General features: G+C 73.1%; 13 protein-coding genes. 4 read left to right on the forward strand and 9 right to left on the reverse strand.

All coding sequences use genetic code 11. The features are described from left to right. Nucleotides 1-133: 133 nt before the first annotated feature. Nucleotides 134-2,332 (forward strand): RNA polymerase recycling motor ATPase HelR, encoded by a 2,199-nt coding sequence (gene helR, locus EAO73_RS34430; RefSeq protein ID WP_147975466.1) that lies wholly within the window; start codon nt 134-136, stop codon nt 2,330-2,332. 51 nt (nt 2,333-2,383) lie between these two features. Here helR and EAO73_RS34435 read toward each other — a convergent pair whose 3' ends face one another. Both EAO73_RS34435 and EAO73_RS34440 read right to left on the reverse strand, forming a co-directional pair. Further along, the gene (locus EAO73_RS34435; RefSeq protein ID WP_191134338.1) at nt 2,384-3,043 is read right to left on the reverse strand and encodes a DUF4333 domain-containing protein; all 660 of its coding nucleotides are present in this window, start codon (nt 3,041-3,043) and stop codon (nt 2,384-2,386) included. Nucleotides 3,044-3,183: 140 nt separating this feature from the next. Further along, a complete protein-coding gene (locus EAO73_RS34440) occupies nt 3,184-4,185 on the reverse strand; it encodes a phosphotransferase (protein ID WP_147975467.1) in 1,002 nt (333 codons plus the stop codon). A gap of 150 nt (nt 4,186-4,335) precedes the next feature. Between EAO73_RS34440 and EAO73_RS34445 the strand changes: the two genes are divergently transcribed. Beyond that, nucleotides 4,336-5,061: a class I SAM-dependent methyltransferase gene (locus EAO73_RS34445; protein WP_147975468.1), complete on the forward strand. Its 726-nt coding sequence runs from the start codon at nt 4,336-4,338 to the stop codon at nt 5,059-5,061. A gap of 24 nt (nt 5,062-5,085) precedes the next feature. Here the strand turns inward: EAO73_RS34445 and EAO73_RS34450 are convergent, their stop codons facing one another. Together EAO73_RS34450 and EAO73_RS34455 are read right to left on the reverse strand one after the other, a co-directional pair. Then, nucleotides 5,086-5,691, reverse strand: a complete 606-nt coding sequence (locus tag EAO73_RS34450) for a hypothetical protein (RefSeq protein ID WP_224756575.1) — start codon at nt 5,689-5,691, stop codon at nt 5,086-5,088. A 69-nt stretch (nt 5,692-5,760) separates the two neighbouring features. Further along, nucleotides 5,761-6,591, reverse strand: a complete 831-nt coding sequence (locus EAO73_RS34455) for an LLM class F420-dependent oxidoreductase (protein WP_147975469.1) — start codon at nt 6,589-6,591, stop codon at nt 5,761-5,763. A gap of 139 nt (nt 6,592-6,730) precedes the next feature. On the opposite strand from EAO73_RS34455, the gene EAO73_RS34460 reads away from it, so the two are divergent. Further along, the gene (locus EAO73_RS34460; protein ID WP_147975470.1) at nt 6,731-7,462 is read left to right on the forward strand and encodes a siderophore-interacting protein; all 732 of its coding nucleotides are present in this window, start codon (nt 6,731-6,733) and stop codon (nt 7,460-7,462) included. Here EAO73_RS34460 and EAO73_RS34465 read toward each other — a convergent pair. The 4 genes from EAO73_RS34465 to EAO73_RS34480 form a co-directional block, all read right to left on the reverse strand. Then, the gene (locus tag EAO73_RS34465; RefSeq protein ID WP_224756576.1) at nt 7,444-8,721 is read right to left on the reverse strand and encodes an MFS transporter; all 1,278 of its coding nucleotides are present in this window, start codon (nt 8,719-8,721) and stop codon (nt 7,444-7,446) included. The genes EAO73_RS34460 and EAO73_RS34465 overlap by 19 nt on opposite strands. A gap of 201 nt (nt 8,722-8,922) precedes the next feature. Further along, nucleotides 8,923-9,699, reverse strand: coding sequence for an ABC transporter permease (locus tag EAO73_RS34470; protein WP_147975471.1), 777 nt, complete (start codon nt 9,697-9,699; stop codon nt 8,923-8,925). Then, nucleotides 9,696-10,664, reverse strand: a complete 969-nt coding sequence (locus EAO73_RS34475; RefSeq protein WP_147975472.1) for an ATP-binding cassette domain-containing protein — start codon at nt 10,662-10,664, stop codon at nt 9,696-9,698. Before EAO73_RS34475 ends, EAO73_RS34470 begins: the two co-directional genes overlap by 4 nt. Nucleotides 10,665-10,705: 41 nt before the next feature. Next, on the reverse strand, nt 10,706-11,374 hold the full coding sequence (locus EAO73_RS34480) for a DUF4097 domain-containing protein (protein ID WP_147975473.1): 669 nt from the start codon (nt 11,372-11,374) through the stop codon (nt 10,706-10,708). A gap of 262 nt (nt 11,375-11,636) precedes the next feature. Between EAO73_RS34480 and EAO73_RS34485 the strand changes: the two genes are divergently transcribed. Continuing rightward, nucleotides 11,637-12,380: a helix-turn-helix domain-containing protein gene (locus tag EAO73_RS34485; protein WP_147975474.1), complete on the forward strand. Its 744-nt coding sequence runs from the start codon at nt 11,637-11,639 to the stop codon at nt 12,378-12,380. Nucleotides 12,381-12,408: 28 nt separating this feature from the next. On the opposite strand, the gene EAO73_RS34490 is transcribed toward EAO73_RS34485, so the two are convergent. Continuing rightward, nucleotides 12,409-14,122 (reverse strand): AMP-dependent synthetase/ligase (locus EAO73_RS34490; protein ID WP_147975480.1); only part of this gene is annotated, 1,714 nt, incomplete at its 5' end.

The raw sequence follows: 14,122 nt of genomic DNA on the forward strand, positions 1-14,122 counted from the left end.
GGCCGGGGAGGGAACTGTCACCTCCGGCCACTCTCAACGTATAGCGCAAGGGGGGCCTTGCCGCAAGGCCCCCCTCGTACCGCACAATCGCTGATCTGAGCCAGCCACCTGCGGCGTTTGGGAGTTTTGCGTAGTGCCCGATCTGAGTCCTGTCACCCCCTCCACCACCCTCACCACGAGCGCCTTCGCGCTGACCGGCGACCGTGCCGCCGCCAAGGCCGACCCCGCCCTGATCGCCGGTGACGAGCGGCACTTCGCCGCGATCGCGCGCTGCCTGGAGGAGACCGTCGCCGAACTGACCGCCGCCCTCGACGCCGCCCGSCGCGCGSCGGGCGGGGTGGGCCGGGCGGCGATGGACCGGGACGCGGAGATCCACCGGCTGTCCGCCCGGCTGCGCACCCTGCGCCGCTTCGGCCTGGACCTCTGCCTCGGCCACATGACCGGGGCGGACGGCTCCGAGCCGGTGTACGTGGGGCGGCTCGGTCTCACGGACAGCGAGGGCCGCCGGCTGCTGACCGACTGGCGCTCCCCCGCCGCCGAGCCGTTCTTCGGGGCGACGCACGGCAACCCGATGGGCCTGGCGAGCCGCCGCCGCTACCGGTGGTCCGGCGGCCGGATCAGCGACTACTGGGACGAGGTGTTCACCCCGGACGCCTTCGCCGGGCACGCCGCGCTCGACGACCAGTCGGCGTTCATCGCGAGCCTGGGCACCAACCGGTCGGCCCGGATGCGGGACGTGCTCGGCACCATCCAGGCGGACCAGGACGCGATCGTCCGGGCCGGTTCGCGCGGCGCGCTGATCGTGGACGGCGGTCCTGGCACCGGGAAGACGGTCGTCGCCCTGCACCGCGCCGCGTACCTGCTGCACGCCGATCCGCGCCTCGGGCACCGGCGGGGCGGCGTCCTGTTCGTCGGCCCGCACCAGCCGTACCTGGGATACGTCGCCGATGTGCTGCCGAGCCTCGGTGAGGACGGGGTGCGGACGTGCACCCTGCGCGACCTCGTCCCGGAGGGCGCGGCGGCCGTGCCCGAGGCCGATCCGGAGGTGGCCCGGCTGAAGGCGTCGGCGGAGCTGGTGCGGGCGGTCGAGGCGGCCGTCGCGTTCTACGAGGAGCCGCCGGCCCAGGGGCTGACCGTCACGACGCCGTGGGCGGACGTCCGGCTGACCGCCGCCGAGTGGGCCGTGGCCTTCGAGTCGGCGCCGGGCGTCCCGCACAACGAGGCACGGGACACGGTCCTGGAGGAGGTCCTGACGATCCTGGCCGACAAGCACGCCGACCGGCAGGAGGAGGAGGTCCCCGACCACCTGGTCCGGCGGGCGCTGGTGCGTGACCGTGAGCTGATGGCGGCCTTCGACCGGGCCTGGCCCCTGCTGGAGGCGGCTGACCTGGTCGGCGACCTCTGGTCCGTCCCGGCCTATCTGCGCACCTGCGCGCCGGGGCTCACCCGCGAGGAGGCGGCCCGGCTCCAGCGCCCGGAACCCCAGGCGTGGACGGTGTCCGACCTGCCGGTCCTGGACGCGGCCCGGCAGCGGCTCGGTGACCCGGACGCGGCCCGCCGCCGGCGCCGCAACGCGGCCACGGCCGCCGCCGAGCGGGCGCACCGGGCCGAGGCCATCGACAGCCTCCTGGAGAACGCCGAGATCGACGAGAGCCAGGGCGCGGTGGGGATGCTGCGCGGCCAGGACCTCCAGGACACGCTGCTCGACCCGGACGCGCTGTCCGCCGCCGAACCGGACGAGCTGGCGGGGCCGTTCGCGCACGTGGTGGTGGACGAGGCGCAGGAACTGACCGACGCGGAGTGGCAGATGCTGCTCCAGCGGTGCCCCTCGCGCAGCTTCACGATCGTCGGGGACCGCGCGCAGGCCCGGCACGGCTTCACGGAGTCGTGGCGGGAGCGCCTGGAGCGCGTCGGCTTCGACCGGATCACGCTGTCCGCGCTGACCGTCAACTACCGCACGCCGGAGGAGATCATGGCGGCGGCGGAACCGGTGATCCGGGCCGCCCTGCCGAACGCCAACGTCCCGGTGTCCATCCGCAGCAGCGGCATCCCCGTCGCCCACGGCCCGGTCGCGGACCTGCCCGCCGTCCTCGACACCTGGCTGACCACCCATCCCGAGGGAACGGCGTGCGTCATCGGGGCCCCGGCCGCCTTCCGCCCGGCCTCGCCCCGGGTCCGCTCGCTGACCCCGACGCTGTCGAAGGGCCTGGAGTTCGACCTCGTGGTCCTGGTCGAGCCGGAGCGGTTCGGGACGGGGGTCGGCGGCGCGGTCGACCGGTACGTGGCGATGACCCGGGCGACCCGGGAGCTGGTGGTGCTGTCGGGGACGTGACGGCCGGCGGAGGGCGGGGCCGTGCCCGCCCTCCGCGCCGGGCCCGGCGTCTCAGCCGCCCGGCGTCTCGTCCACCTTGAAGTCCATGTTGACCTTGCCGCCGACAACCGACTTCGCGGTGACCGTCACTCCGTACTGCTTGCCGCTGTCGGCCAGTTGGCAGCGGATCGTGGCGCCGGCCCTGGCGGGCAGGTTCTCGGGGCAGGTGAAGGAGTCGGGCTGCTTGCCGACCTGCGCGGCGAGGGCGGCCTTGCCCTGGCGGGCGACCTCGGCCTTGTCGACGGACCCGGCCGCGCCGGTGTCGCTGCCGCCGCCCGTCGAACCGGACGGCTGCGCGGAGTCGCTGGGCTGGGGGTCGGCGGAGGCGCCATCGCCCGCTCCGGCGTTGTCGTCCACCTTGAAGTCCATGTTCACCTTCTTACCGTCGACGGACTTCACGGTCGCCGTCATACCGAGCTTCTTGCCGCTGTCGGTCAGCGTGCAGCGCACCGACTCACCGACCTTCCCCTTGAGGTCCTTCTCGCAGGTCACGTCCTCGGGGGCGCGCCCGACCTGCTTCTCCAGACCGGCGGAGGCCTGCTTGGCGACCTCCTCCTTCTTGACGACCAGGTCGCCGCCGAAGCTGAACGAACAGCCCGAGACGAAGAACAGGGCCAGCGTCCCGGCCGCCGCTCCGGCCACTGTGCGACTCCGTACGGACTGCTGCCTCATGGGGTCCCCCTAGCCTCGATGTACACGCCAAGAACTGGCCTGCCAAGCTACCACCGGCCCCCGAACACCCGGCCGAGCCGACCGGCCCCCGGGTGGTCGGCCCGGGTACCCCTGCCCGGCGTCCCCGGGCACGGCGGGCGTCACAGCGCCGGGTCGGCCAGCAGGCCGGACAGCGACCGTGCGCCCCCGGCGTCCGTCACGGCCGTCAGCCCCCGTGACGCCGTGGGGAAGAGCCGGCCCCAGGAGCACGCCCGGTTGACGGCCCCCAGGTGCCGGGCCAGACCGGCCCCGCGCCGCAGTTCGGCGGGCGTCGGCCCCGTCCCGGCCCACGCGTCCAGATAGGCGTCACGCAGCCGGGGCAGCGCCTGCGGCCCGTACTGTTCGCGCGCGTTGCCCAGCGGCACGTACAGGCTGCAGAACGGATGGGAGACCGCCGCGTCCCCCCAGTCGAAGAAGGTGAAGCGGCCCGGCGCGGGGGCGAAGATCTGCCCGTCGTGCAGGTCGGAGTGGTCGAGCGTGTCGGGGATGCCGAGCGCGGCGAGTTCGTCGCACCACCCGACGAGGCGCGGGCGCAGCGCCCGCAGTGCCGAGCGGGTGCCGGTGTCCAGGGCGGCGTTCTCCTCGACGATCCGGTCGAAGACGTCGGGGAGGGCCGCCGTACGCGCGTCGGGGACACCGAGCGCGACGATCTCCTCGGCGCGGGAGGACAGGGCGCGCTGCACGGTCGCGTACCGGCGCAGCGCCTCCTCCCAGGCCCGTTGCCCCGTTCCGCTCGTACCGTGCGCGTCCCTGAAGAGCGTGCCGCCGTGCGGAAAGAGGGACCAGCCGCGCGCCGCGTCCACGGCGAGCGGTTCCAGCACATGACCCGGAACCCAGCGGGCCAGCGCCTCGGTCAGTCCGGCCTCGTAGGCGCTCGCGGGCGAGTTGGCCTTGCACCACACATCGGGGCCCCCGGGGGCCGCCAGGCGCATCAGCACGGACCAGGGCCGCACCCGCACGGCGAGCAGCCGCGCCGAGGACCGCCCGCGAGCGGCCAGCCCCCGCTCCGCCCACGCGAGGAAGGACTGCCGCCAGTCCACATCGTCCCAGGGGGTCACCGCATCCGGGTACCGCCCGCGATCCACAACAGCCTCACCGTGCATCGCCCCATTCCATCCCCGATCGCGGCCGCGTCTCCACCGTATTTCGCGCACCGGTGGCGCCGCGCGGGGTGGCTGCGGTGGCGGGCGGGGCGTCGCCGCGCCCCCGAAACCCTCTCGCCCTCCGGGCACGTCCCGCCTACGTTCGTCGCCATGACCGACGACGCCTTCGCCCATCCGCGCCTCGCCGCCCTCTACGACCCGCTCGACCCCGACCGCGGCGATCTCGACGCCTATCTGGGGATGGCGGAGGAGTTCGGGGCGCGGCGCGTTCTCGACATCGGCTGCGGTACCGGGGTGTTCGCCCTGATGCTGGCGGATCGTGGGAAGGAGGTCGTCGGGGTCGAGCCCGCGCAGGCGTCCCTCGATGTCGCCCGGACCAAGCCGGGCAGTGAGCGCGTCCGCTGGATCCGCGGTGACGCCACGGACCTTCCGCCGTTGCGTGTCGACCTCGCCACGATGACCGCGAACGTCGCGCAGGCCATCGCGGACCCCGGCGCCTGGCGGGCGACCCTGCGGGGAGCCCACGCGGCGCTGCGGCCCGGCGGGCGGCTGGTGTTCGAGACGCGGGTGCCGGCGCGGCGGGCCTGGGAGGAGTGGACCCGGGAGCGGTCCCACAGCGTGACCGAGGTGCCCGGGACCGGCGCGGTGGAGTCCTGGGTCGACGTGACCGAGGTGGCCGGGCCCCTGGTGACGTTCCGCTGGACCTACCGGTTCGCGGCGGACGGGCAGGTGCTGACGTCGGACTCGACGCTGCGCTTCCGTGAACGGGAGGAGGTCGAGGCGGACTTGGAGGCGGCGGGATACGTCGTGGAGGACGTCCGCGAGGCGCCGGACCGGCCGGGGCGGGAGTACGTGTTCGTGGCGCGGAGGCCCTGACCCACGCACCGGTACGGCACCCCCTCACCCCAGCCCGAGTCGCGCCCGCTCCTCCCCGATCAGGGTCTCCATCAGCTTCTCCGGGTCCACCGCGTAATCGGAGTCGTCCAGCGCGTCGAAGTCCGCCGTGCTCAGCGGCAGTCCCAGCGCCGCGAGTTCGGCGGCCAGCTGCCCGTACGCCACGCGCTCGTCGGGTTCGTCCTGGTACGCGGACTGCTCGGCGGCGGCGCCCTCGGCCAGGGTGGAGCCCGACATGTGCCAGAGGGTGAACTCGGTGTCCAGCCCGATGAGGCGCCAGGCCGGGTCCGCCGGCTCGTCCGGGTGCAGCCAGTAGCCGACCCAGCCATGACCGCCCTTGGCGACGAGCTTCACATGCTCCGCCATCCGCGCGACCCCGGCGTTCACGGCCCGCATCTCCGGGTCCGCCAGCTCCTGCGCGCTCAGGTAGCCGGTGTCCAGGAACGGGTGGAGTTCGCCCGGCTCGAAGAACTCCAGGCCGAGCAGGCGGGCGAAGTCGTCGCGTCCCTCCCACTGCGCGATCAGCAGCGTGCGCAGGTCGTCGGGGACCGGGCGGCCGTCCAGCCGCTCGCGCGAGAACTCGGCGAGCCGTTCGCCGTACACAGGGGCCACGGAACTTCTCCAGGGTCGAGCCGGATGTCTCGCGGCAACGTAACAGCGAGGTCGGACAGCCGGGCCGCCCTACAGGTACGCCGCGTACGCGTCCAGCGTCCGCAGCACCTCCGGTTCCGGGGCCGGAGGCAGCTGGAGGACGACCTCCTCGATGCCCAGGTCCGCGTAGTGGGCCAGCTTCCCCGGGGCCGGGACGACCGCATACGGGACGATGTGGAGGTCCTTCGGGTCGCGGCCGGCCGCCTCCCATGCGGTGCGGAGGCGGGGCACGGACTCGGTGAGGCCCCGGCCGCCGATGGGCAGCCAGCCGTCCGCCGACTCCGCGATGCGCTCGAACAGCTTGGGGCCCGCCGCGCCGCCGATGAGGGTGCGGGGGCCCTGCGACCGGTGCGGCTTCGGGTACGCGTGACTGGCGCGCACCGAGCCGAACTCGCCCTCGTACGCCGTGGGTTCCGCCGCCCACAGCGCCCGCATCAGCTCCAGGCGCTCACGGCCCAGGCTGCGGCGGGTCGACCACTCGACGCCGTGGTCGGCGGCCTCCTCGACGTTCCAGCCGTAGCCGATGCCGAAGGTGAAGCGGCCGGCGGAGAGGTGGTCGAGGGTGGCGATCTGCTTGGCCAGGTCGATCGGGTCGTGCTGGGCGATCAGGGTGATCCCGGTGCCCAGGGCCAGCCGCTCGGTCACCGCGGCGGCCTGCGCGAGGGCGACGAACGGGTCCAGGGTGCGGCCGTACTCGCGGGGCAGCTCGCCGCCCGCCGGGTAGGGGGTGTCCCTGCTCACCGGGATGTGGGTGTGCTCGGGCAGGTAGAGCCCGGCGAACCCGCGCTGTTCGAGCTGGTGCGCGAGGCGCACCGGGGTGATGGTCTCGTCGGTGAGGAAGATCGTGGTCGCGATCCGCATACGAAGGCACCTCCGTCGTAGTCCCGTGGCGCTCCAACGTATGCGGTCGGACGCGCGAAGGGGCGCCTCCGACCGCCCCAACCTCGCACGCTTAGGTTAGGCTCACCTAAATCACTCACGGATGCGGGGGGGTACGGTCATGGGGCACGGCTGGGAGGGCGTCGTCCTCAAGCTCATGCGAGGACGCGACTTCACGTTCACGGTCACCGCGGCCGAGCCGCCCGCCGACGGCTTCCGGCGCGTCGCCGTCACGGACGGCGGGCTGCTCGCCGCGACCGGCGGGGCGCACCCGACGATGTGGGTCAGGCTCTGGTTCGACCGGTCCGGCAAACCGCACCAGCGCGCGTACACCCTGGTCGACCCGGACCCGGAAGCCGGCACGTTCACGCTGGAGTTCGCCCTGCACGAGGGGCCGGCCACCGACTGGGCGCTGGCCGCGCGGCCGGGCGACACGATCGACGCCACCCTCCAGGGCACCGGCTTCTCGCTGCCCGACCCCACGCCCTCCCGGCTCGTCGCGATCGGCGACCCGGCGTCCCTGCCCGCGATGAACTCGCTGCTGGACGCGCTGCCGGACACCCCGGCGACCCTCTGGTACGAGACCGTGCCCGGCGCGCCCGACGAGCCGCCGCTGCGCCTGGACCCGGCCCGCCACACCCTCCACCGGGTCGAGCGGCACGGCCGGGGCGCGGCGCTGATCGACGCGGTGAAGTCGGGGCTGCCGGAGGTGCTGGGCGAGGACGCGTCGGGCGCGTACGTCTGGATCGCCTGCGACACGGCGACGACCAGGTCCCTGTCGTCGTACGTACGCAAGGACCTGGCGGTCCCGAGGGAGCGGGTGCACGCCCTGGGTTACTGGCGAGCGGGCTGAGGCTCGGCCTCCGGGACGCCCATCGACGCCAACCGCCGCGCACAGCCGCGCTGCTGGGCCACCGCGAGCACCGCCACCGCCGCCCCCAGCGCCAGCCAGCCCGCCGGACCGGCCGCCATCACGACGCCCGTCAGCAGGGGCGGACCGGCGGACTTCTGGATGGACTGGGCCATGCCGGCCACACCGAGGTAGGCGGCGCGTTCGTCCGGCGGGGCGAGCAGGACGGCCAGTTCCCAGGAGCTGACCGAGCGCATCAGCTCCGCCATCGTGACAAGGACCGCCGCCGCGAGCAGGACCCCGGCCGCCGTCCAGGTGCCGCAGCCGGTGGACGCCGCCAGCAGGGCGCAGGAGACGAAGAGCAGGACGCCGTACAGCACCACCGCGCGCGCCGCCCTGTGCGGGCCCTCCGCCCTTCGGGACACCGTGAGTTGGAGCAGGACGACCAGCACGGTGTTGATGACCAGGAAGGCCGGGACGAGGGCGTGCGGGGCGGAGGTGCGACTGACGAGCCAGAGCGGGAGGCCGACGCCGAGCACCGAGTCGTCCAGGTTCATCGGGATGTCGAGGAGCACGAAGCGGAGGTAACCGCGGTCCCGCCAGGGGCCTTTGGTGCGGACCGGCGGCGCGGTGGGCCCGGTGGCCGCCACCCGGCCGCCCGGCTCCCCCGTACGCCACACCAGCGCGGCGGCGACGAGGAAGGAGAGCGCGTTGCCGAGGATCAGCGCGCGGTACGCCTCCGCCGTCCCGGCCGCCAGGCCGATCGCGGCGAGCCCGGCGCCCAGCCCGTAGCCCGCGTTGGCGGCGCTGCGGGACAACGCCTGGTAGGCGGCGCGCCGTTCGCCCGCCGCGCGGGTGGCGAAGAGCATCTCCAGGGTCTTGGCCGCCCTGTCCCCCAGATAGGTCACGGCGACCACGACGAGCAGCGCCTCGAACCGCGTACAGAGCAGCACGAGTGTGAGCGTCACGAGGCGCAGCAGGTGGCAGCCGATCAGCAGCGGGCGCAGCGGGAAGCGGGTCGCGAGGCGTCCCGCGAGGGGTGAGCCCGCGATGCCCGCGACGCCCGCCGTGCCGAGGAGAACGCCGATCTGCTGGGCGCTGAGGTGGGTGACGAAGGTGAGGTAGAGCACCGAGGAGGCGGCCCACAGGCCGGTGCCGGTGCGGTCGACGGCCAGGGCGCGCAGCATGATCCGGGCGTCTCTGCCACCCGGCGGGTTGCGCAACTGGGCCAGCAGACCCGCCTGTTCCCGGACGCGCCCCACCCCGTACCCCCAAGTATCTCGACATCAAGAGACCTATCGACCCGCGGAAGCCTGCCCCGATATTCTCTTGATGTCAAGATGCTTGATGGCGAGAGACATGCGGCGGCGCCCCGCACGCGCAAGGGGCGGCGCACAGCCGACGCGTGGTCGGTGTGTGCGCCGCCCCTGGGCGGTGCGGGCGGTGCCCGCCGGACACGGCCCCTACTTCGGTTCGCGGTCGAACTGCGCCCTGGACCAGAAGTAGCCGAGGACGGTCAGGCCGAGGCACCAGGCCACCGCGAGCCAGCCGTTGTGGCCGATCTCCGTGCCGAGCAGCAGCCCACGCAGGGTCTCGATGGCCGGGGTGAAGGGCTGGTACTCGGCGATCGGCCGGAACCAGCCGGGCATCGAGCCCAGCGGGACGAACGCGCTGGAGATGAGCGGCAGCAGGATCAGCGGCATCGCGCTGTTGCCCGCGGCCTCGGCGTTCGGGCTGCCCAGTCCCATGCCCAGGGCGATCCAGGTGAACGCCAGGGTGAAGAGGACCAGGAGACCGAAGGCGGCGAACCACTCCAGGACCGTGGCGTCGGTGGAGCGGAAGCCCATGGCCACCCCGATGGCCCCGACGAACACCACGCTCATGAGGGTCTGCAGGAGGCTGCCGACGACGTGGCCGAAGAGGATGGAGCCGCGGTGGATGGCCATGGTGCGGAACCGGGCGATGATGCCCTCGCTCATGTCGGTGCAGATCGAGACAGCGGTGCCGACGGTGGTCGAGCCGATGGTCATGAGCAGGATGCCCGGCACGATGTACGCGATGTACGCGTCGCGGCCCGCGCCGCCGCTCATGGTGTCGCCGAAGATGTAGACGAACAGCAGGAGCATCATCACCGGGGTGAGCAGCACGTTCAGGGTGAGCGACGGGTAGCGGCGGGCGTGCAGCAGGTTGCGGCGCAGCATGGTGGCCGAGTCGCGGACGGCGAGGGAGAGGGTGCTCATCGGACGGTCTCCTTGCTCGGGGCGGGGATGACGGCGGCGGTGTCGGTCAGGGCGAAGAAGACGTCGTCGAGGTCGGGGGTGTGGACGGTGAGCTCGTCGGCCTCGATGCCGGCGGCGTCCAGCCGGTCGAGGACCGCGCGCAGGTCGCGCTGGGTGCCGTCGCTGGGGAGTTGCAGGGCCAGCGCCTCGTCGTCCCGGGTGGTCTCGTCGCCGAGCGCGGCGGCAGCCGCACGGTAGGCGGTGGGGTCGGTGAAGCGGAGGCGGACGTGCCCGCCGGGGACGATCCGCTTGAGCTCGTCGGCGGTGCCCTCGGCGGCGATCCTCCCCTGGTGCAGGACGGCGATGCGGTCGGCGAGTTCGTCGGCCTCCTCCAGGTACTGGGTGGTGAGGAAGACGGTCACGCCGTCCGCGACCAGGCCCCGGATCATCTGCCACATGCTGTGCCGGGAGCGCGGGTCGAGACCGGTGGTCGGCTCGTCCAGGAAGATGATCCTGGGGTCGCCGACGAGGGTCATCGCGATGTCGAGGCGGCGCTTCATCCCGCCGGAGTAGGTGGAGGCGGGCTTCTTCGCCGCTTCGGTGAGGTCGAACCGCTCCAGGAGGTCCGCCGCGACCCGGCGGCCCTCCGCCTTGGACAGGTGGTGCAGGTCCGCCATCAGGAGCATGTTCTCCTCGCCGGTGATCAGGCCGTCGACGGCGGAGAACTGCCCGGTGACGCCGATGGCGGCGCGCACCGCCTGCGCGTCGGTGGCCAGGTCGTGGCCCCCGACGCTGATCGCGCCGGACCCTTGGCCGGGTGGGATGAGCGTGGAGAGGATCTTGACGGCGGTCGTCTTGCCCGCGCCGTTCGGGCCGAGCAGCGCGAACACCGTTCCGGCCGGGATGCTGAGGTCGATCCCGTCGAGCACGGTCTTCTCGCCGTACGCCTTGCGCAGTCCGTTCGCCGCGATGGCCGGGTTCGTCATGGTGGGGCTCCTTCTGCTTGTACGAGGTGGGGGGGGAGGTGTCAGAGGCTGCGGGCGGTGATGTCGCCCTTGGTGGTGGTCGCCCGGATGGTCAGGACGGGCGCGCCGTCGTTCACCAGGGCGTTGTCGATGCGGCCGAGGACGGTGCCCGCGTCGAGCACGGCCGGGACGCCGCGCGCCGCGCCGACCCTGATGTCGCCCAGCTGGGTGCTGAGGGTGAGCTCGCCGCGGGTGGCCTCCTCGACGGTCACGTCGCCGCGCTGGGTGCTGAGGTCGCCGGGCCCGGTGAGGCGGCGGACGATGACGGCGCCGTCGTGGGCGGCGATCCGGGCACTGGCGGCCTCGTCCACCTTGACGGAGCGGTAGCCGCCCTCGAAGACGATGTCCCCGAGGCGTCCGACGCCCCGGAACTCGGCGGCACCGGCCTTCGCCTCGACGTGCGAGCCGGCGGGGAGCTGGACGGTGATCTCGACGGACCCGGAGTCGCCGAGGAGGCGGCTCTTCGCGCCCTTGGCGGTCCGGATGTCCAGGACGCCGTCGGCGCAGGTGACCTCGGTGCGCTCGGCGGCCTTGGCGTCGCGGCTCTTGGAGGGGTCGGCGGGCAGGACCTCGACCACGGTGTCGGTGCGGTCGGCGGCGATGAACCGGATGGATCCGGCGGGGATGTCGACGTGGGCGGTGACGACGGCGGGGGTCTCGAACTTCGGCATGATGCGCTCCTTCTGCGGTGCGGCGGGCCCGGACGGCTCGCGCTTTCCGATGAGAGAAACGCTACGTTGCGTTCATGAACTCGGCAACACTCTTGTTGCATCAGATTCACGTAACAGCACGTCAAAGCAGAGAAGTTGGAGCAATGAGCTATGGAGTAACGCAACGAACTTCCCGCAACTCGTTGCAATGAGCTGCCAGCGAACGCTATAGTCGGCCCACCGGCCACCGCACGGCCGGGCCCGCGCCACGAAGGAGTACGCGATGCCGGGAGGCAGGCTCACCCAGCAGGAACGCCGGCAGATCGGCCGGGGCCTGGCCGACGGTCTGGCCTACGCCGAGATCGCCCGGCAGCTGGACCGCCCCACCTCGACCATCACCCGCGAGGTGACGCGCAACGGAGGCCCCGCCGGCTACCGCGCCGACGTCGCCCACCGCACCGCCGAGCAGCGCGCCCACCGCCGGAAGAACCCCGCGCCCCGCGACGCGCGCGCGGACCTGCAGCCCTACGGCCGGGACGCCGGGGCGGTACGCGCGTACGAGGAGACGTTCACGACGGTCCTGATGGCCTCGGGCGCACCCCTGATGATGTCGAGGGTCCTCGCGGCCCTGACCCTCAGCGACACCGGCAGCCTGACCGCCGGCGAGCTCTCCGCCCATCTGAAGGTCAGCCCGGCCTCCGTGTCCAAGGCCGTCGCCTTCCTGGAGACCCAGAGCATGGTCCGCCGGGAGCGCGAGGGCCGCCGCGAGCGGTATGTCATCGACGACGACCTCATGCACGACTCGATGATGGCGAGCGCCCGCTCGACGGCCCAGGTCGCCGCGACCGCCCGCGAGGGCGTCCCCCTCCTGGGCGCGGACACGGCGGCGGGCACCCGCCTGGAGAACATGGCCCGCTACCTGGACTTCGTCTCCGAGTCGATAGCGCGCGCCGCCGAGCAGGCCCGCGCGGTCCTGCACACGAAACCGCAGGCCGCCCCGGAGAAGGAGGAGGACGCCCCGGCCTGACACGGGCTCAGGGCGCCCTCGGTGCAGCTCACTTGCGGTACAGCGCCTCGATCTCGTCCGCGAAGTCCCGTGCTATCGCCGCCCGCTTGAGCTTCAGCGACGGCGTGAGATGGCCGCTTTCCTCGGTGAAGTCCACCGGCAGGACGGTGAACTTGCGGATCGACTCGGCCCGGGAGACCAGCCGGTTGGCCTCGTCGACCGCGCGCTGGAGGGTGGTGCGCAGCTCCTCGTCATGGACGAGTTCGCGCATCGGGATGCCCTGCTTCTTGCGCATCCGGCACCAGTGGGCGAGCCCGTCCGCCTCCAGCGTGATCAGGGCGGTGATGAACGAGCGGTTGTCGCCGGCCACCATGCACTGGCTGACCAGCGGATGGGCGCGCAGCCAGTCCTCCAGCGGGGCCGGGGTGACGTTCTTGCCGCCCGAGGTGATGATGATGTCCTTCTTGCGGCCGGTGATCGTGAGGTAGCCGTCCTCGTCGAGCGCGCCCAGGTCACCGGTGGCGAACCAGCCGCCGTCGAGCACGGGCACGGACACCGCGCGCTCGGCGTCCCAGTACCCCTGGAACACCTGCCCGCCGCTGAGCAGCACCTCCCCGTCACCGGCTATGCGTACGGCGGTGCCGGGCAACGGCCAGCCCACCGTGCCCAGACGGGGCTTGAGCGGCGGGGTGACCGTGGCGGCGGCGGTGGTCTCGGTCAGCCCGTAGCCCTCGAAGATCTCGATGCCGGCGCCCGCGTAGAACGCGGCGAGCCGGCGGCCCAGCGGGGAGCCGCCGCAGATCGCGTACCGGACATGGCCGCCGAGCGCGGCCCGGATGCGGCGGTAGACCAGCGGGTCGTACAGCGCACGGGCGGCGCGCAGCCCGAGGCCGGGCCCGGGGCCGGTGCCGTGTTCGGCGGCCTCGACGGCCTGCCCGTAGCGCTGGGCGATCCGGGCGGCCCGGTCGAAGGAGGAGGCCCGTCCCATCTTCTCGGCGGTGGCCCGGCCGGTGTTGTAGACCTTCTCCAGGACGTACGGGATCGCCAGCAGGAACGACGGCTTGAAGCCGGCCAGGTCGGCGAGCAGGTCCTCGGTCTGGATCGAGGGGGCGTGGCCGAGGCGGACCCGGGCGCGCAGACAGCCGATGGCGACCATCCGGCCGAAGACGTGCGACAGCGGCAGGAACAGCAGGGTGGACGCCGGGTACTTGCTCACCGACTTGAAGACCGGGTGCAGCAGCTCGATGGCGTTGTCCACCTCGGCGAAGAAGTTGCCGTGGGTCAGCACACAGCCCTTGGGCCGGCCTGTGGTGCCCGAGGTGTAGATCAGGGTGGCCGGGGTCTCCGGCTCCAGAGTGGCACGGCGCTCGGCGACGGCGTTGTCGGTCAGGTGCTGCCCGAGCTTCTTCAGCCGGCCGAGCGCGCCGGTGTCGAACTGCCAGAGGTGGGTCAGCCCGGGGAGCTGTTTGCGTTCCTGGCTGATGATCCGGCCCTGGTCGGCCGTCTCGACCGCGCAGGCGACGGCCCCGGAGTCCTGGAGGATCCAGCGGGCCTGGAAGGCGGACGAGGTCGGGTAGATGGGCACGGTGACCAGCCCGGCCGCCCAGGCCGCGAAGTCGAGCAGAGTCCACTCGTACGTCGTACGGGCCATGATCGCGATCCGGTCCCCGCCGCGCAGGCCCTCCGCGATCAGGCCCTTGGCGACGGCCAGCACCTCGGCGGCGAACTCGGCGGCCGACACGTCCTGCCAGCTCCCGTCCGGC

Source organism: Streptomyces sp. col6, from assembly GCF_008042035.1.
In the GTDB taxonomy this organism is placed as follows: Bacteria; Actinomycetota; Actinomycetes; order Streptomycetales; family Streptomycetaceae; genus Streptomyces.